This window comes from Listeria farberi, from assembly GCF_014229245.1.
In the GTDB taxonomy this organism is placed as follows: Bacteria; Bacillota; Bacilli; order Lactobacillales; family Listeriaceae; genus Listeria; species Listeria farberi.
This window is the reverse complement of sequence record NZ_JAARZJ010000002.1, coordinates 235,228-254,495: the sequence shown is the minus strand read 5'-3', so window position 1 is coordinate 254,495 and position 19,268 is coordinate 235,228. Positions and strand designations below refer to the sequence as shown.

General features: G+C 35.8%; 18 protein-coding genes. 10 read left to right on the top strand and 8 right to left on the bottom strand.

The genetic code is table 11. The features are described 5' to 3' along the window. Positions 1-17: 17 nt before the first annotated feature. From srlE to HCB45_RS03060, 5 genes are all read right to left on the bottom strand, one after another. On the bottom strand, positions 18-1,004 hold the full coding sequence (gene srlE / locus HCB45_RS03080) for a PTS glucitol/sorbitol transporter subunit IIB (protein ID WP_185318050.1): 987 nt from the start codon (positions 1,002-1,004) through the stop codon (positions 18-20). A 20-nt stretch (positions 1,005-1,024) separates the two neighbouring features. Next, complete coding sequence (srlA, locus tag HCB45_RS03075) at positions 1,025-1,546, bottom strand: PTS glucitol/sorbitol transporter subunit IIC (RefSeq protein ID WP_185318051.1); 522 nt, start codon at positions 1,544-1,546, stop codon at positions 1,025-1,027. A 25-nt stretch (positions 1,547-1,571) separates the two neighbouring features. Further along, positions 1,572-1,952: a transcriptional regulator GutM gene (locus HCB45_RS03070; RefSeq protein ID WP_185318052.1), complete on the bottom strand. Its 381-nt coding sequence runs from the start codon at positions 1,950-1,952 to the stop codon at positions 1,572-1,574. A gap of 54 nt (positions 1,953-2,006) precedes the next feature. Then, positions 2,007-3,257, bottom strand: a complete 1,251-nt coding sequence (locus tag HCB45_RS03065) for an NAD(P)H-dependent oxidoreductase (RefSeq protein ID WP_185618706.1) — start codon at positions 3,255-3,257, stop codon at positions 2,007-2,009. Between the two features lie 256 nt (positions 3,258-3,513). Then, on the bottom strand, positions 3,514-4,461 hold the full coding sequence (locus HCB45_RS03060; protein WP_185608090.1) for a sugar-binding transcriptional regulator: 948 nt from the start codon (positions 4,459-4,461) through the stop codon (positions 3,514-3,516). Positions 4,462-4,823: 362 nt separating this feature from the next. On the opposite strand from HCB45_RS03060, the gene HCB45_RS03055 reads away from it, so the two are divergent. The 5 genes from HCB45_RS03055 to HCB45_RS03035 all read left to right on the top strand — a co-directional run bounded on the left by HCB45_RS03055 (position 4,824) and on the right by HCB45_RS03035 (position 9,890). Beyond that, positions 4,824-5,477 (top strand): cyclic nucleotide-binding domain-containing protein, encoded by a 654-nt coding sequence (locus HCB45_RS03055; RefSeq protein ID WP_185318055.1) that lies wholly within the window; start codon positions 4,824-4,826, stop codon positions 5,475-5,477. A 29-nt stretch (positions 5,478-5,506) separates the two neighbouring features. Continuing rightward, a complete protein-coding gene (locus tag HCB45_RS03050; RefSeq protein WP_185618703.1) occupies positions 5,507-7,582 on the top strand; it encodes a LapB repeat-containing protein in 2,076 nt (691 codons plus the stop codon). Positions 7,583-7,601: 19 nt separating this feature from the next. Beyond that, positions 7,602-7,895, top strand: coding sequence for an LPXTG cell wall anchor domain-containing protein (locus HCB45_RS03045; protein WP_185318057.1), 294 nt, complete (start codon positions 7,602-7,604; stop codon positions 7,893-7,895). 44 nt (positions 7,896-7,939) lie between these two features. Continuing rightward, positions 7,940-8,782, top strand: a complete 843-nt coding sequence (locus HCB45_RS03040) for a WxL domain-containing protein (protein ID WP_185318058.1) — start codon at positions 7,940-7,942, stop codon at positions 8,780-8,782. 76 nt (positions 8,783-8,858) lie between these two features. Further along, complete coding sequence (locus HCB45_RS03035) at positions 8,859-9,890, top strand: WxLIP family cell surface protein (protein ID WP_185618700.1); 1,032 nt, start codon at positions 8,859-8,861, stop codon at positions 9,888-9,890. 52 nt (positions 9,891-9,942) lie between these two features. Here HCB45_RS03035 and cbpA read toward each other — a convergent pair whose 3' ends face one another. Beyond that, positions 9,943-10,578 (bottom strand): cyclic di-AMP binding protein CbpA, encoded by a 636-nt coding sequence (gene cbpA, locus HCB45_RS03030; RefSeq protein ID WP_185318060.1) that lies wholly within the window; start codon positions 10,576-10,578, stop codon positions 9,943-9,945. A gap of 209 nt (positions 10,579-10,787) precedes the next feature. Between cbpA and HCB45_RS03025 the strand changes: the two genes are divergently transcribed. From HCB45_RS03025 to HCB45_RS03010, 4 genes are all read left to right on the top strand, one after another. Next, on the top strand, positions 10,788-11,969 hold the full coding sequence (locus tag HCB45_RS03025) for an iron-containing alcohol dehydrogenase (protein WP_185618697.1): 1,182 nt from the start codon (positions 10,788-10,790) through the stop codon (positions 11,967-11,969). Positions 11,970-12,021: 52 nt separating this feature from the next. Next, a complete protein-coding gene (locus HCB45_RS03020; protein ID WP_185318062.1) occupies positions 12,022-13,539 on the top strand; it encodes a peptide MFS transporter in 1,518 nt (505 codons plus the stop codon). 127 nt (positions 13,540-13,666) lie between these two features. Next, positions 13,667-14,374 (top strand): histidine phosphatase family protein, encoded by a 708-nt coding sequence (locus HCB45_RS03015; protein WP_185318063.1) that lies wholly within the window; start codon positions 13,667-13,669, stop codon positions 14,372-14,374. After that, positions 14,375-15,070 carry a histidine phosphatase family protein gene (locus HCB45_RS03010; protein ID WP_185618695.1) on the top strand — a complete coding sequence of 232 codons (696 nt, stop codon included), beginning with the start codon at positions 14,375-14,377 and terminating at the stop codon, positions 15,068-15,070. Between the two features lie 42 nt (positions 15,071-15,112). On the opposite strand, the gene HCB45_RS03005 is transcribed toward HCB45_RS03010, so the two are convergent. Beyond that, the gene (locus tag HCB45_RS03005) at positions 15,113-16,153 is read right to left on the bottom strand and encodes a lactonase family protein (protein WP_185618692.1); all 1,041 of its coding nucleotides are present in this window, start codon (positions 16,151-16,153) and stop codon (positions 15,113-15,115) included. A 394-nt stretch (positions 16,154-16,547) separates the two neighbouring features. Here HCB45_RS03005 and HCB45_RS03000 point away from each other — a divergent pair, with 394 nt between their 5' ends. Next, the gene (locus HCB45_RS03000; RefSeq protein WP_185318066.1) at positions 16,548-17,453 is read left to right on the top strand and encodes a magnesium transporter CorA family protein; all 906 of its coding nucleotides are present in this window, start codon (positions 16,548-16,550) and stop codon (positions 17,451-17,453) included. Positions 17,454-17,496: 43 nt separating this feature from the next. Here the strand turns inward: HCB45_RS03000 and gdhA are convergent, their stop codons facing one another. Then, a complete protein-coding gene (gene gdhA, locus HCB45_RS02995; RefSeq protein ID WP_185618689.1) occupies positions 17,497-18,873 on the bottom strand; it encodes an NADP-specific glutamate dehydrogenase in 1,377 nt (458 codons plus the stop codon). Positions 18,874-19,268: the final 395 nt, after the last annotated feature.

Genomic DNA, 19,268 nt, shown 5'->3' with positions numbered 1-19,268 from the left:
CAAGTTCCTCCTAAAAATTAATACATACCGATACTGAATACCCAAGCGATAACAACAGCAAGGACACCAGTAATCATCCGGCTATAAAGAATGGCTGGAACACCGAACTGAACTGTTTTTGGCTTAGCTTCTGCAAGAGATAGTCCTACTGGAATAAAGTCGCAACCAGCTTGAGCATTAATCGCAAATAGTGCTGGTAAGGCGTAAGTTACTGGTATAGCACCAATTGCAATTTGAGAACCAATCAGAACGCCAATTACTTGAGCAATAACTGCTCCGGGACCGAGAATTGGTGAAAGAAAAGGCAAACTACAAATAAATGCAATTAATAACATTCCCCACAGGGATCCAGCTAAAGGAGAGAGCGTATTCGCAATTAATTTCCCAATGCCGGTGTAATTAATAATACCGATAATCATACTAATAAATGCCATAAAAGGGATAATGTTTTTAATGAGCATATCCACAGAATCACGTCCTGCTTGATAGAACACCCCCATTGCTTTACCAATACCGCGAGAAAATTTCACGAGGAAACCTTCCTTTAGTTCGCTTGCTTCTTTTTGGTCTTCTTTAATTTTGGCATAATCTTCTTTGAACTTTTCTCTGTCAAATGGTTTTCCAGTTTCAGCGCTTCTATTTCGAAGTTCAATATCTTCAGGTTTGACGCCAGAAACAAAAATATCTTCTGTAATATGTTTTGCGAGGGGGCCTGATGGGGAAGAAGGGAGAACATCAATGGTTGGGATACGTTTCATCGGATAGACGCCAATTCTCGCAGTACCACCACAATCAATAACAACGCACATCATTTCTTCTTCAGGAATCGAGTTTTTAAAGCCATCCACGGCTTCAGCGCCAGATAATTCAGCAATTTTCAGTGCTACGGGATGAATACCACCACCAGTAATAGAAACAACTTTTGTTCTCGGTTCGCTCGGAGTAATATCTAGTCCAGCTCCCCAACCACCTTGACCTTTGTTCACATGAATTGATTGATACATTTAATTTGCCTCCTTCTATATCAGACTTTTTCTTTTCGCATTAAGAATTTTGTAATTGTTTCTGTAATCACACCACGCATTAAAATAACGACGATGCCAGCTAGGAAGTAACGAACAGCAAGGCTTGACATGCTATATCCAGCTTCGACCACACCGTTAGCAATACCTAGGTAAACGAATAATTCACCAGCATTTGCATACGGAAATAATCCTGTAACTGGGTGCAAAAACGATACCACAGAGTCATAAAAAGCTGGTTTCTGATGCTCTTTAACAAATCGACCGAATGTATAAGCCATAGGATTCGTTAACATCAAGACGGATAAAATGGGCATTAAGGTATAACGCAAAATCATATTCTTGGCTGAAAATTGGATTGCTCGGTTGACTCGCTCTTCGCCGATAAAGGCGATAATCGAGTAAGTAAAGGTTAATAGGACAATTAAAAGAGGGACAATTCCTGTCATAAAACTTACAAACTGTTTGCCACCAGCCTCAAATAGACCGATAAAGTTTGTTCCAAACCATTCAATATAATTCACTAGGAAACACTCCTTTTTTAGTTATTTAAAGCGCTTTCATACAACTGTTGACAGTTTTAATAATGGCTTTTTCTTGAATTGTATTCTTATTTTTACTACTGAGTTCCATTAATATTTCGGATAATTCCTTATGATGGTAGTTGGTGAACGTTTTGAACTGTGCAAAAATTGTCTTACCGGTTAAAATTTGGCATTCATGAACAATATGGTTTTCATTTACGACTAAGATGGCTACAGCACTCGTACGAAATTTTAGTCGTTCCATTTCAGAATAAAGATGATAACCGATTTTTCCAGCATATTTGTTCGCAACTTTGTTCATATGATGTTGATAATACCTGACTTGGAAAAAGCCAAGACACGTCTGAGCAATGAAAATGAGGGAAGCAATAAGGACAATATTCATTTACTTTTCCTCCTTAGAGGGTGGGAAGAGATTCGCCTTCCCACCAAGTTGAATTTATTTACTAAATGTTTCATCCTGCAGTTTTCTAAGTTTCCAAACAGTAGTAGATTCATCTAATGAAACGTCTTCGTCAGTAATAAATGTGCCAGCTTTGATATTTCTGCGGGCTACCACATCACCGCTGATTAAACCGATTGGAATGTGACCATTCGTTGCCATATCGACGTGAGTCTCCAATACACCTCGTACACAGAAACCACCAATTCCATCTAATTTTTCTCCGGCAACCATGTCTTTTTTAGCAACTGCAACTGTTTCGGAAACTGGTGCTCCCATTGGAACGATAGCATGATCGTGGTTCAACACAGCTTTTGCAATGGTTAAAGGTGTTTCAAGGCTAGCTAGGTGATAGGGACGATAAAGAATGTGATGATCGCGGTCACCTTTTTTCATGAGGTAACTAAGTTCGTGACTAACGCCTTCATTTTGTCCTTTTACGATAACGAAGACACCTGGTGCTAAGCCATCTACATATTCTACAACGCCGAATTTATTTAAAATACCACCTTGATCTTTTAAGTTTAGGTCTTTGATGACCGAATCAACGTCACCTGAAATACCATGCATTCCAACAACGTCTGGGACATAACCGATAGCATTAGAAAGCAAATTCATTTCTGCCATTGTTTTTGTTCCATCTTGGAAAGCAGCTAGCATGTGAGAGGCCATATTTTTCCCATCGGCTTCGACTTGACAGCTATCAGGGTTGGCGCTAATTTTAAGTTTATTATTTTTCCCTTTACCAGCGACGAGGACTTCCATACCCATGGATTTGGAAAATTCGTAAAGTTCAGTTATTGCGGCAGGTTCATCACCATCAGAGCCAGTATAAATGAGGCCAGCACTATCATATAATTTTTTCATTAGCGGCCCAATAGTGATATTAATTTCTACATTAAGTAAAACGAGTTGTTTTTTAGCAAGTAAGGTTTCCAGGGAAATTTTTGCGCCGACTTCTGGAACGCCAGTGGCATCAACAATTACCTCTACCAGATTAGAATGGATAATTTCTTTAAAATCATTGGATAGTAGAATTTTTTCTTTTTTTGTAGCGGTGGCGTTATATGCGTCCGCTGCTTTTTGTGCTGCTTCTACATGAATGTCGCTAATACCAACAACACTCATACCCGGAATAGCGGCGATTTGCGAAATCATACCGAATCCCATTTGACCAGCGCCAATAACGCCAACGCGAATCGGATTATTTTCGTTCTCACGAGCAAGTAACTGTCTATATAAAGTCATTTCAAGTTCCTCCTAGTAATCGTTTTCATTTATTAAAATAAAACTCCGGATAAAGCTATTTTATCCAATAAATGAATTTGGTGACATTTGTCACCAATTGTGACAAATGTCGTATTTCACAAATTAAATATAACACTTTAATATTTTTTCGTCAATGAAATATTGGATTTTTTTAGTTTAAAATAAATAAAAAAAGCCCAATCCATTGTCGGAGAGTGCTTTTGATATTGTGTGTTTTTCACGGATGAAATCTTACTTAATCGTTTTTTTGAAGGATATATTCGGCCATTCTATCAGTAATCACAATCACATCTATCAATCCAGCATTGAGTGCTGAAACAAGGGCGTCTTTTTTTTGTAGTCCATTTGCTAAAGCGACGACTGTTGGAATTTTTTTAAGTTCTTCTAAGCTGAGTCCAATCACATGTGTATTTATTTGTGTATTTGCTTCCTCCCCATTTGCCGTGAAAAAACGTGAATTAATATCACCAACCACATCTTTATAACGTAGTTCTTCAATATCTTCAGGTGTGATGTAACCAATTTCTTCCATTGTACTTTGGTTGTAGGGACTGGATACACCAACAATAGCCATATCAACAGTTTTACCTTCTTTAAGGACTTCGTTAATATATTTATTTTTAGATAAATCCACTTTCATTTCTGTATCTTCTACAAGGGCAGGTGCATATAAATATTTACTATGACACTGCATTTTTTTCTTTAAATCGTAGCAAATTTGGTTGGAGTGGAGGTCGATATCGCTTGATCCCATGCCTCCGATTAGCGGAATAATCGTTAAATCTTTATGAGGGATATACGGGAATTCATTGGCGAATTTACGAATTGTTTTCCCCCATGAAATCCCGAGGGTATTCACTTTGGCAATTCTTTTACTTAGTGTGTAAGCTGCTTCTTTGGCGAGGAAATTTAGCGCCTCTTCCTCAGACATATCATGTGTTGCCACGACAATTGCTTCCTCTAAACCAAATTTTTCTTCTAACTTTTGTTCTAAGTCCACCGTATAATAAGTTTCGTCTTTAATAAAAATTTCAACAATACCTAAGTCTTTTGCGCGTTGCAAAGTTTTAGAAATAATAGATCTAGATATCCCGATTTTTTTGGCGATTTGTGCTTGGGTCCAACCATAGTGATAATACCAAGTAGCGATTTTCACCATATCTCTTTTTTCTTCCCATTTCATCTTTATTACCTCCATCCTACTTTATATTGGAACAAAAGTTACCATCTATCACAAATGTTTTATGATAATAGTATCATAGAATGAACCTTCTGGAAAGGTATCAGAGGTATATAGAGCACTTTTATAAGAGAAAATAAATTGAAAAATGATTTTTGCTAATTTGTGACAAAATAACAAACAATTTTATTTTGGGATTTACGAGGAAATTTGCAACCATTCTTTATAATTTTTGAATGAAAAGTTTGTTATTTGTTCTCTCTGGAGAAACAACATCAATTCACGCATGGTAGTATAAGTTTAGTTCTTGACAAGCTAAACAATGAGCTGCTTAAAAGCTCATTTTAGAAGAGGAGTGGATTTTAATGGAAGAATTATATACATATAAAGAATTTATCAAAATGATGCAAAAATATGGTATCAAACATCAAAAACGTAAATTAAAACGTGATGAAAATGTAATGACCAATTCTTCAAATCCGAACAGTGCCATTTTATTAATAAAGGGTTATATTAGCAGTTATACTTGTGAGTCGCCTGAAAAACTGTTATCTATTTTTGAACCGGGTATATTTTTAAGTTATTCCATTTTAGAAAATTCACCACCAATAGTAACGAATATCGCTCTTTCAGAAGAATGTATAGTATATGAGTACAAAAAAGAGGATATAGAATACGCATTATCACTCTTTCCAGAAAACTTTGGCTTTCAATATTTCTTTTTAAAAATGATTGGGCGTCATTTATACTATAGGGCTTTACTTAATGGTAAAGAGCATCAAGAAAAACTATATTATGCGATAAAGTACTTAGGAATGCTCATTGGCGAAAAGGATGAAAAAGGTAATGTTTTATTACCACCAGAAATTACAATTAAAATCTTAATTGAATATAGTACCTTATCAAAGGCAGCTTTTTACAGACAACGTATTCGCTTAATAGAACAAGAAATTTTGAAGCCACACAAAAAAACTTTCTTAGTCCAAAAAAAGGTAGCAAAACATTATGAAAACAGTTAACTAGCATTTAAAAAGGAGACCTTAAAATAATGAAAATAAATTGGAAGATGGTTCTGGTTTTTGTTTTAATTTTAGCGCTCATTGTACCTGTCTACTCGAAAGCTACGGAGACGGAAAAAAGTATATTGCCGCAACAAACAGCGGAATCGGTAATAGAGGAAGCTTCAGAAAAAAAAGAAGTGACACCAGAGTCACTGAAAAAAGAAGAAAATGAACCGAAAAAAACACTAATTGAACCGAAAAAACTGAAAGCCAACTCCTTATCAATTCCTGCAAATAGTACGATAGCAGATTTATTCCCAGATCCAGAACTGGCAGAATCAGTAGCACGACACCTCAATTTTCAGACCACTTATAAAAATGATTGGGTAGTTAGCGATGTTGTTACTGAAGCGGATTTGAATAATATTTCTTCTATTGCTGATGAGTCGACAGTAATTATTAAAAATATCGAAGGCATACAATATCTATCTAACTTAAAAAGCTTAAGGATTATATCTAACGAATCTTTACAAGGGATGTCAGCTTTTTTAAAAGCACCAAATGGTTTTCAAAAACTGGACAGCTTAAGTATTTTAAAAGGAGGGATTTCTGATATTTCGCCGATTTTAAAAATGAATGCACCTATGTTAAAGCAACTAAATCTAGCGAAAAATAATATCACTGATTTATCTCAATTTGCAAGTATCCCTGATGCGCTTCCTCGATTACAGGAACTAATGCTTGACTATAATGATATTTCAAATGTTTCACCATTGGCAGAATTTTCTAGTACTGAACTAAAGTGGCTTCATTTAAATAATAATAATATTGCTGATTTATCAAGCCTTAAAAATACATCTATGCTGAATCTAGTGGAAATAACTTGTGAAAATCAAAAAATTTATTTAGAAGCAAAGGAACTATCTGCCAAATATGATTTTACTATAAAGGCAGAAGAGGCTATAGGTACAACCAAATCAATCCCAATGTCTCGCTTTAACCCAGCTGCGACAATTGACTCTACAAACTCCATGATTACTTGGGCACAAGAAGTAGTAAAATTAAAACCGTTTATACCTTTAAAAGAAGGTGGCATTAAAGAGGGTGTTTCTTATGGATGGGAAGAAGTTACACCTATTAATGATAATGGCGGTCAGTTGATGTATTCAGGATATTTTTACCAACCATTAGAATATATAGTAGCTCCGAAGATTATATCATATGAAAAACAGCTTATTTATGATATAGATACACCGCTAACAGAAGAACAATTGTTACAAGATGCAAAAGTTGTAACAGATAAACCAGCGAAAATTACAACTAATTTTAAGGAAAAAATACCGAGTTCAAAAAATCCTACTAATTATGTAGTTACAATCGAAGCTTCTAATATAGATGGAGAAGACTCGGTGAATGTGAATGTCATATTTCAACCAAAGCCACCTATTATAACTGCAGATGAAGAATATACTTATTTAGTCGGTGAAAGTATTGATGCTAATCAATTTAGGCTAGATGTTAATGCAAATTTGACTGGGGTTGGTTCGCTTGTGGATGATTTTGACTCAGTAGTAGATTTAAAAAAAGTTGGAGATTATGTTGTAACGCTATCATCTCCAGGCAATCCACCATATTCTCAAACGGCTATCCCTGTAACTGTAGTAGTTCACGTTAGAGAAAGTCTAGAACTGCAAATTCCTAGTGATTTTCGGATGGATATTGATACAAATATTGATTCGGTTCCAATTTCAAATGAAAAACAAACATTGAAATGCTATCAAGTAGGAGAACAAGTGGAGTTAAAGGTAATAGATAGAAGAAAGTCGAAGCAAGGTTGGACGATAACAGGTTCAATGACAACATTTACAAATGGCAGTGGAGACATTATTCAAAGTTCACTAAAGTATCAAAGTAACTTACCTGCGAGTAGTCCGGTTTACTTAAATAATACAAACCAGCCAATTGAGCAAAAACAAGCAACAACTACAGAATCAGGTTTTGTTTCTACTATTTTCGACTTAGAAGATAGATTAATAATAGAAATCCAACCTAATGATGCTTTAGTGAATGATGCTTATGAATCTAAGGTTACATGGACTTTAGAAGATGCACCTAGACCTTAATCAAAAGGAGCTATTTGATTTGAAAAAAATAGGATTCATTATAATTTGTAGTTTATTCTTAAGCATAACCCCATTTTATGTAGAAGTAAAAGCAATGGATAAAGCGACTAGTAAAGCAGGAGTTGTAATCAAGAAAGACCCTCATAAAGGTAAAAGTGGAACAGATGATAAAACAGGCACTTTTCCTACGAAAATCCCCCAAAGGCTTCCAAAAACTGGAGGTTCAAGTGATTTCACTCTTGTTTTTCTAGGGATTGGCCTAATTTTATTTATAGGTAAAAAACACTTTAAGGGGGTGAGGAAAGAGAGTTAATTGTTTGGCAAGGCAAAAAAAGATAACAGAAAGAGGAGAATAATATGATTAGTAGAACAGTAAAAGTAACAACAGCAAGTTTATTAGCGTTAGGATTGATTGTGGCACCAGTACTTTCTAGTGATAGTGCTTCAGCAACTACATCCGTAACACATGATTCAAAAGGGACTGTGAAATTTGATAAAAGCTTAACGCCAGATCCAGATCCGGTAAATCCAGATCCGGTTGATCCAGACCCGATTATTCCAGATCCAACTGTTCCTCCAGTAGGTACTGATGGTCTTTGGATTTTATCAGTATCTGATTGGGATTTTGGCTCTCATGATGTATCAAAATTATCTAAAGGTGCAATAACCGCGCATGCAAAAGATGAAACGATTAATACTTATGTAGATACTAATGGAAATGGTACACAAGATTTACCAGGAGAAGTTTCTGTTACTAAAGATGTAACTCCTTACGCCCAAATTAGTGACGTTCGTGGTTCGAATAATGGATGGACGCTTTCTGTAACAGGTAGTGAGTTCAAAGATTCTTCCACGCCTGCTAAAAAAATTGCTGGTGCTGAATTAACTATTCCAAAATCTACTGTCAGTACGAGAGATTCTACTGCCCAAGCTCCAACTGGGTATGATAATGTAACAATTTCCATGACTGGCGGGGCAGCAGTTCCTGTAATGGCAGCTAAAGATAAACAAACAGCTACACCAACTAACTTTAACGATGATGAAGGAATGGGGACATGGACGGATAGCTTTGGTTCCGCACAAATATCAGCAACGGAAACAACTAAACCAAAATTAACTATTCCTAAAAATGTGGCAGTAGCGGAAGGAACATACCAAAGTACATTAACTTGGACCTTAAGCGATACACCAGCAATCTAATAATTTATAAGGGAAAACTTCATTTTTTGATGTTGTTTTCTCTTTTTACATTAAGTAATTAGGAGGAAAAAGAGATTTGAAAAAAATATGGACTCTCATCTTTGTTTGCATACTTGCTATTCTTTGTTTTCCAGTCCAGCAAGTAGATGCAGCAGAAAGTAATAATTTTTCTGTAAAAGCAGTTCTCCCTGATAATCAGGCGTCTAGTGTGACTTATTTCGATTTACAAATGGAACCGAAGCAGAAGCAAAAACTAGATGTGGAAATTACCAATCAAAGTAAAGAAAAAATGACTATTAATTGCGTTGCCAACACGGCTATTACCAATGAGATGGGATATGTGGATTACTCGATACCGAAAACGAAACCGGACGAAACGCTTAAATATCCGTTTGCATATATAACAGAAGAGAGTGACTCTGAAGTTTCACTAGAACCAAATGAGACTAAAAGTTGGTCAGTAACTGTTCAGATGCCTGAAGAAAGCTATGATGGAATTATTTTAGGCGGGTTACATTTTAAAGAAAAGACTAAAGAAAAAACAGAGAAAGAAACAAAGCAAGAAAAAGAAGTTCAAATTAAAAATGAATATGCCTATGTAATTGGTGTGAAATTAACCGAAAAAACGACTGTAGTGAAGCCAGAACTAGTATTAAATCAAATTAAAGCAGGAAGTAGGAACTACCGAAATGTAGTCGAAATAAACTTGCAAAATACAAAAGCGACCTTAGTTGGTGGACTGGCCGTGGATGCCAAAATATATAAAAAAGGTAGCGAAAAAGTTTTACATGAATCAAAGCGCACAGACCTATCAATGGCGCCAAATTCCAATTTTAATTATAGCGTGGATTGGAAAAATCAAGAATTAAAACCAGGAAAGTATAAATTACATTTAGTTGCTAAAAATAAAGACGACAAATGGGAGTGGACGAGAGATTTTACTATATCATCAGATGAGGCGAAAAAAGCTAATAAAAAAGCATTAGGACTAGAGAAAGATTACACATGGATGTATATTGTAGGCGGATTGCTACTTTTCATTCTAATCATTATCGCAACTTACTTTGTTGGAAAAAGGGCAGCAAAGAAAAAAGATGATGAAAAATAAATTTGTATAAAAAAACTTGAAAACGAGATGAAAAGTCGTTTTCAAGCTTTTTTTATTTTTTAATTTTCTCTGTCTCTACAACACGAAGACCTTTACGTTCTAAATGAGTGATGATTTCGTTTTTCTTATCTTCGGTTACTCCAACTGGCAAGGAAACAAGTACGCGACGAATGAAATCTTCTGTTTGGTTATCGAGTGTAATCAAACTCGCGATGCTCGAATAACGGTCGATGATTTTAGTGATTTTAGTTAAGGCGCCTTGTACTTCACCGGTTGCAATCGTAAGTACATAACTAGTAGTTTTTACGTTCCAGCCGTCTTGAAGAAGACCAAGTAGCTTACCATGCGTCAAAATACCATAGAAATTACCTTGTTCGTTTAAAACAGCGATATATGGTAGTTCTTTAATTGTAAAGAATACTTCAAAGAAAGATGCATTCACACAAATGTGTTTTGTTGCATTTTTGATTAAGCTCATTACAGGATCGCTCAGGCTTCCACCATTTGCTGCATGTTTGTAAATATGCATTTTATAAATATTACCTAGGAACTTTTCGCCTTTTTCATCTAGTACAGGAACACAGCGATAACCAGATTCTTCTAGTAAATTGATAGCCTCTTGTAAAGTAGCATCTCCAGGAACGGTTGTTAAATTTATTTTAGGGATACAAAGGTTTTTTATCAACATGTTATTCACTCCATTCTTTTTCTATTTCATTTTAACTTAAAGTAGGTCTTTTGTATAGAAAATCACTATTATCAGGGACGATTATTCGGAATAAAAGCGATTATTTACATATATAAATGGAAACTTTTGTGTAAAGGTTTAATTTTTCTTGAAAAAGTGTATTATTAACTATGCTATGTAATTTTGTAAACAGAAAGAAGGACGTTAACATGCAAAAAGAAATGTTGAATTTTGATTATTATAATCCTACGCATATTATCTTTGGTAAAAATCGTTTAGCAGAATTAAATGAAGTGATTCCTCAAGATAAAAAAGTATTGATTTTGTACGGGGGCGGAAGTGTAGAGCGTTTTGGCACATTAGATAAAGTAAAAGCAGCTCTTAAATCACGAGAAGTTGGCGAATTTGGTGGTATTGAAGCGAATCCCACATACGAAACATTAATTAAAGCTATCCAACTAGTTAAAGAAGAAAATTATGACTTTTTACTTGCGGTCGGTGGTGGCTCAGTGATAGACGGAACAAAATTCGTTGCAGCTGGAGCATTATTCGACGGCGAGCCAATGGATATTTTTGGTAGCGGTATTGGTGAAAAACGGCCTATCACAAAGGCACTTCCTTTTGGGACCGTTTTAACCCTCCCAGCAACTGGTTCTGAAATGAATAGTGGTGGAGTAATCACTTTTGTTGAAAAGAAAGCAAAACTTGGCTTTGGTAGTGCTTATACTTACCCGGTTTTCTCTTTACTTGATCCAGAACTTACATATACACTACCAAAACGTCAATTAGCGAATGGGATTATGGATGCTTATGTGCATGTAATGGAACAATATATGACTTATCCAGTGGGTGCATTACTACAAGACCGTTATGCTGAAAGTTTACTACAAACATTAATTGAAATTGGTCCAGATGTTATCAAGGAAGATAATCATGATTATAATACACGTGCTACTTTCATGTGGTCTGCAACAAATGCACTTAATGGGACGTTATCCAGAGGTGTTCCGCAAGACTGGGCGAGCCACAGTTTAGGCCATGAAATCACTGCACTTTATGGGATTGATCATGCACGAACATTAGCAATTGTACTACCTTCTCTTTTAAATGTACGTCGTAATGAAAAACATGATAAATTAGTGCAATATGCTGAACGTGTATGGGGAATCACGAGTGGAAGTAATGAAGAGAAAATAGATCTAGCCATTCTTAAGACCCGTGAGTTTTTTGAAAGTTTAGGGGCAGGGACTAGATTTAGTGATTATGGGCTAGGTGAAGAAGTGGTGGATGTACTTGTAGACCAATTAGAACGTCATGGTTTAACAAATATTTCAGAACGTGGCAATCAAACATTAGAAGTATCTCGTCAAATTTATACGAATGCTTTATAACAATAAATGAAACTTTTCGTAACTAGCATAAACTGCATTTACTTAATTTTATATGAAAAGAGATGAAAGAGGGCGAATTTTCTTGAGTACAGAGAATGCATCAAAGGAAAAAACATTTTTTGGGCATCCGCGTGGACTCGCTACCCTATTTAATACAGAATTCTGGGAGCGATTTTCTTACTATGGGATGCGAGCAATACTTATCTATTATATGTATGATTCGGTTGCAAAAGGTGGGCTAGGATTTGACCAAGCTACCGCTACCGCAATTATGTCTATCTATGGATCGCTTGTTTTTATGTCAGGTGTTATAGGCGGTTGGTTTGCGGACCGAGTTCTTGGGCCACGACAGACAATTTTTTATGGTGGCGTATTAATTATGGTAGGGCATATTGTTCTTGCCCTTCCTAATGGTGGAGCAACGGCTCTATTTGTTTCAATGGCATTTATTATCTTAGGAACTGGTTTGCTTAAACCAAATGTTTCCAGTGTAGTTGGTGACTTATATCCAGTGGGAGATAATCGCCGTGATGCTGGTTTTAGTATTTTCTACATGGGGATTAACTTAGGTGCTTTTATTGCCCCACCAATCGTTTCCACTGTATCTGATAGGGCTGGAAGTTTCCACGCTGGTTTCGGTGTAGCGGCAATTGGTATGGCAGTTGCACTAATTGTTTATGTTCTTACAGGAAAACGTTACTTAAAAGAAGCAGGCAAAAAAGTTCCAAATCCGCTTCAAAAAGCAGAAGCAAAAAGTCTTACATTCAAAATCATTGGTATTGTTTTAGGTATAGGATTATTAATTGCTATTTTAACTCTGATTACAGGTAGTTTGACAATTAATACAATTATCCTTGCTGTAACGGTGATGGGCGTTGGCGTTCCACTTGCTTACTTTATTATGATGATGACAAGTAAAAAGACAGAGGCAGATGAAAAATCACGATTAACTGCATACATACCGTTATTTTTAATCGCAGTTCTTTTTTGGATGATTGAAGAACAAGGCTCATCAACATTGGCCCTTTTTGCGGCAGAAAGAACAGATTTATCTATTTTGGGAATTAACCTAAACCCGGCTAATTTTCAGTCACTTAATCCAGTTTTTGTGATTACTTTATCGCCAATTTTTGCTTGGATTTGGACAAAACTTGGTGACAGACAACCTTCTACACCCCGAAAATTTGCTTTAGGTTTATTCTTTGCTGGTCTATCATTTGTTGTAATGATGCTTCCTGGTATTTTACATGGAAATACGACAACACTTGTAAGTCCACTTTGGCTAGTATTAAGTTTCTTCATATGTATTTTTGGTGAAATGTTTATCTCACCAGTAGGATTATCTGCAACAACAAAACTAGCTCCAAAAGCTTTTGCATCCCAAACAATGAGCCTGTGGTTCTTGTCAGATGCGATGGGCCAAGCATTTAATGCGCAAGTAACACAATTCTTTAATGCCGACACAGAAATTGCTTATTTCGGAATCACTGGTTTTGTAGCAATTGCCTTTGCAATAGCATTATTCATTTTCGCACCATTTTTGAAAAAATACATGAAGGGTGTTCATTAAAAGAATTAAACGCACTTTCTCCTTAATTGGAGGAAGTGTTTTTTGTATAGAGAATTAATTAGTTTGCCATTAACTCCTAAGATTGCTACTATTAAAGGGAGAAGTGATAATTTAAAGGAGTGTATACATGGAATCTTCAAGTAGGGTAGTTATTTATTTAACGCGACATGGAAAGACGATTTTAAACACACTTGATCGGGTACAGGGTTGGGCTGACTCACCGCTCACTGAAGAGGGAGCACTTGTTGCCCATGATTTAGGACGTGGTTTAAAAGGGACTCATTTTGTAGGCGCTTACGCAAGTGATCGTGGACGTGCAATCGAAACAGCTCGAATTGTGATGAAAGAAAGTAACAACCATCATTTAAAACTCGAAAAATTAGCTGAAATGCGCGAGTTTGGTTTCGGTAAATTTGAAGGTGAATATAACCAAACTGTGTTAAAAATGGTTGCGAAGGCTCACGGTTTTGAGTCAATTGAAAACTATTATGATAAAACTTCTGAAAACAATTCTAATATCGTCATTGATACAGTGCATAAAATGGATGAAACCGGTATGACAGAAAACTCGACTATTTTTGAAAAACGATTGACTACTGGATTGAATGCAATTCTTCGGGATGCGCAAACTCGCGGGGGTGGAGATGTACTAGTCGTTGCGCACGGTATGGTGATTCACCGCATTATTGAAATGATTGATGCAAGTAAAAACTTAAGAACCATCGAAAATGCTAGTGTGACAAAAGTTATTTTTGAAGATGGTGTTTTTTCGATTGAAGAACCTGGAAATATGTTTTATGTAGAGGCTGGAAAAAAAGCGCAAGGAGGAGTTTAAGTGGGAGCAGAAAAACTTAATGTGTATTTAGTTAGGCATGGTAAGACAATGTTTAATACATATCGTCGTGTGCAAGGTTGGTCAGATACACCATTAACAAATGAAGGAATAGAAGTGGCCGAATTTTTAGGTCGCGGGCTAAGGGAAATTCCTTTTGATGCTGTTTATACAAGTGACCGCGGTCGAACGATTGAAACTGCTGGAATTGTTTTACGAGAAAGTAAGCAAACACATTTAGAAATCAATGAGTTGCGTGATTTTCGTGAATTTGGTTTTGGTAAGTTTGAAGGAGAATATGAAGATGTGATGTTCGGAAAAGTAATCGAGCACCTTGGTTTTCAGTCTGTGGAGGAAGCTTTTGAAAAATTCGGCTACGATGGCTATCAAATCATTTCAGAAACAGTTGAAAAAATTGATGAGACCGGAATGTCCGAAAAATGGAATTCCATGGTAACTCGCTTGAAAAATGCTTTGGAAACAGTTGCTAAAGAAAATCAATCTGAAAATGCAAATGTATTAGTTGTTTCTCATGGGATGGCGATTAATACCATTATTTCTTTCTTTGATATAACGCAAATTAATCCAGAATTAGCAAATGCGAGTGTTACAAGACTTGGATTTGAAAATGGTGAATGGACGATTGAAGCAGTTAATGATTTAAGCTATATTGAAGCAGGAAAGCTAGTCTTAGCATAAAAAAATCCAGAGTGGCGAAATACGCTACTCTGGATTTTTAAATTATTTTACGAATTTAATACAAACTGGTTCTGGAACTTTTACATCTTTTTGAAGTAAAGTAAGAGCACCAGTTTCTTTATTAACACCAAAAACAGTAACGTTATTGCTGTTTTCGTTCGTTGCAACTAAAATGTCGCCAGTGTAATTAAGGTCAAAGTCACGAGGACCAATGCCTTCTACTGGAGTTGTTGCTACAAGTGTTAAAGTACCGTTTTCTGCAACAGCATAGCTAACGATAGCATCTTGGCCACGGTTAGAAACATAGAGGAAACGACCATCTGGAGAAATGTGAATTGCGCTACCTTTATTTTCTTTATCAAATCCTTCTGGAAGAGAAGCGATTGTTTGGATAACGTTTAATTTACCAGTTGCGTTATCATATTCAGCAAAAATAACTTCGGAATTTAATTCAGTCATGATATATACATATTTAGCGTTTGGATGGAAGACAAGGTTACGAGGACCGCTCCCAGGTTTTACATCTAATTCAGTTGCTTTTTCAAGTTTACCAGAATGAGAGGAGTAAGTAGTTACTTTGTCTGTTCCAAGGTCACATGTAATAACGTATTTTTGGTCTGGAGTAAATCCGGCAAAGTGTGCATGAGGTTTTTCTTGACGTTCGTGAACACTTTTACCAGTATGTTGAATCGTTGCAACAGAAGGTTTTAAAGCACCGTTTTCTGTTGGGTAACTTACGATTGTACCTAGGTGATAGTTAGCAGAAACAACGATAGAACCATCTTCTGAAGCATCTACATAACATGGTGGATTACCTGTTTGAACATCTTGATTAATGAAAGCAAGCGAGCCATCTTCTTCAATTGAAAAAGCTGCAACTCCACCTTTATCGCCATCTTTTGCTACAGAGTAGACGAATTTTTCGTCATCTGAAATTTTAAGATATGTTGGGTTATCCATTTTTCCAGCTAATTTATTTTCTTTAATTTCACCAGTAGTTTTATCGATTACTAGGCGATAGATGCCTTGGCTTTCGACTTTGGTGTATGTACCAATATAAGCAGTTGCTTCATTATTTGACATGCCAATTCCTCCTATATATAAGATATTTCCTAATCAATTATAGCATAGTGAAGAAAAGATAGAAAAACATCATGTTTATTGCATTTTTATTACATTTCATAAAGTTAACTATATATTAGACTTTTATGAAATATTTTTGTAACAAAAGTATTGACTTGGAAATAAAAGTAATGTAAGATATACTTATCCCATAGAGATTGTCATTTGAAATGAATTAATTAAAAATAAATCACTTCCCCCATAGAAATGTTTTTAATTACTTTTTTCAAATAAACACTCCTTTAAGATGGTTGTAGCACAGAATTTCCCAGGTTCTGTGCTATAATTATGTATGAATAGAGGTGCCTAGAAAAGGTGCTCTTTTTTTATGTCATCTAGGAAAGTGGGGAAATGAATGTCTATTCAAACAATTTTTGGTAATAAAAAATACAATTGGGTTAACATTGATACGGATAAGGCTGGTAAGCTAGAAAATATTTATACTACCTATAACATTGATGAGGAAGTCATTGCTTATTCTTTAGATAGAAACGAACGAGCTCATTTTGAATACGACCAGAAAACGGATACTTTTGTGGTGGTATTTAATGTACCCGACCAGAGAAAAATTGATAATCATTATGAAACAATTCCAATGGTTTACATTATTAAAGATAAACAGTTGCTAACTATTACAAATAAAAACAACCAATATATTGTAAAAAAAATGAATAAATACTTAAAAGAGAATGAAGATGTGACTATTTTACAATTTTTATTTAGTAGTTTGTACCTTGTTATGGATTCGTTTTTCCCGTATGTAGAAGAGATGGATATTGATCGCAAAACAATTAATGATAAGCTGAAAATTAAAACGACGAAGAAAAATTTACTTTCTTTATCTGATTTAGAAACAGGAATCGTGTACTTTTTATCAGCTTCTAAACAAAACGCCGCTTTATTAGAGCAAATGAAAACACATGTAATCTTTCGAACGTTAAATGAAGTGGAAAAAGAGCAGTTTGAGGATGCATTAATTGAAGCTAGACAACTAGTTGAAATGACAGAACTTAGCTCGCAAATATTACAGCAACTGTCGGGTACGTATAATAACATCTTAAATAATAATTTGAATGATACGATGAAAATACTTACGGCGCTATCTATTTTGCTTACAGTGCCAACGATTATCACTGGTTTTTTTGGAATGAATATGCCACTTCCATTAGAACATAATGCATTTGGATGGATTGTTGCTATTTTTATTAGCGTTTTACTGTGGTTTGGACTTTCTTTTATATTACGAAAATTGATGAGATAACGTAAAAAAACCTGCTTTCAGTGTGAAAGCAGGGTTTTTCTATTTAAATAATTCCGTGAGCAATCATTGTATCTGCAACTTTTAGGAAACCTGCAATATTGGAACCGACAACTAAATTACCAGTTGCGCCGTATTCGCTTGCAGCATTGCTTGAGTTTTTATAAATGTCTTTCATAATATTTTGTAAGTGTTCATCTACTGATTGGAAAGTCCAGCTCATGCGCGTGCTGTTTTGAGCCATTTCGAGTGCTGATACGGCAACTCCACCGGCATTGGCTGCTTTTGCTGGGCCAAATAATACTTTGTTTTCGTGATAAATGTCAACCGCTTCAAGCGTAGATGGCATATTTGCACCCTCTGCAACTGCGATTACACCGTTTTTCACGAGTGCACGAGCTTGGTCGGCATTTATTTCATTTTGAGTAGCGCATGGAAGTGCAATATCACATGGAACAGACCACACATCGCCGCCTGCATAATATTCAGCAGATGGATGAAGTACTACATATTCACTGATACGCTTACGCTCTACTTCTTTTAATTGTTTTACAGTTTCTACTTTAATACCTTCTTTATCATAAACAAAACCAGCAGAGTCACTACATGCAACTACTTTAGCCCCAAGTTCATGGGCTTTTTCAATTGCATAAATGGCTACATTACCAGATCCGGAAACGACAATTTTTTTACCGCGAATAGATTCACCAGCTGCTTCTAACATTTCAACCGTGAAATAAACAAGACCGTAACCAGTTGCTTCTGTACGTGCTAGACTACCACCATAAGATAGCCCTTTACCAGTTATAGTACCAGCATCATAAGCTCCGCGAAGACGTTTGTATTGTCCAAATAAGTAGCCGATTTCTCGTCCACCCACGCCGATATCACCAGCTGGAACATCAGTATCTGGGCCGATATGTTTTTGTAATTCTGTCATAAAGCTTTGGCAAAAACGCATTACTTCAGCATCTGATTTATTTTTTGGATTAAAATCAGAGCCACCTTTACCGCCACCAATTGGTAAACCAGTGAGGGAATTTTTGAAGATTTGTTCAAAACCAAGGAATTTAATAATGCTTCCTGTAACAGAAGGATGGAAACGAAGCCCACCTTTATACGGACCAATTGCGCTATTGAATTGAACCCGATAACCGCGATTTACGTGTACTGTGCCAGAATCATCCACCCATGGAACTCGGAAACTAATTAGGCGTTCGGGTTCTGTTAACTGTTCTAAAATACCATTTGCTTCGTATTTAGGTTCTTTTGCAAGGGCTGGGATAACAGAGTTTAAGAATTCTTCAACTGCTTGGTGGAATTCCGTTTCGCCAGGATTCCGTTGTTTAATTGTTTCAAACACACGGGCTGCGTATTCTTCGGCTGCCTTTGTGTCGTTTTGAATAGTGGATGTTTGTGCCATACTATAATCGCTCCTTGTTTAAATATTTTGACTATAAGGAAAAGTAGAAAACTTAATGCAAATACGCACGATGTTATAAAGTAGAAAAACAACGGCTTTCGTGCGTCAAGTAGGTCAACTTTTCTTACCTATGTTGTTAGTTTACACATTGTTGAGAATATTTTCAAGCATAAAAACCAATTTTTCTGAAATTTTTTAAAATCAAGTCAATGAGAACGTTTGCTTAAGTTAATAATGGAAAATGATGACAAAACAATCTTTTTTGAAACGATTTCTTAACTGCCAAGCGATGTAATAAAAAATAACCGCACCAGGGGGATGCGGTTAAAGGGAGTATTAGGGAGTAGTAATATTAGAGCGAGTCAAGGGATAAGACTAAATTCGGATACTAGAAT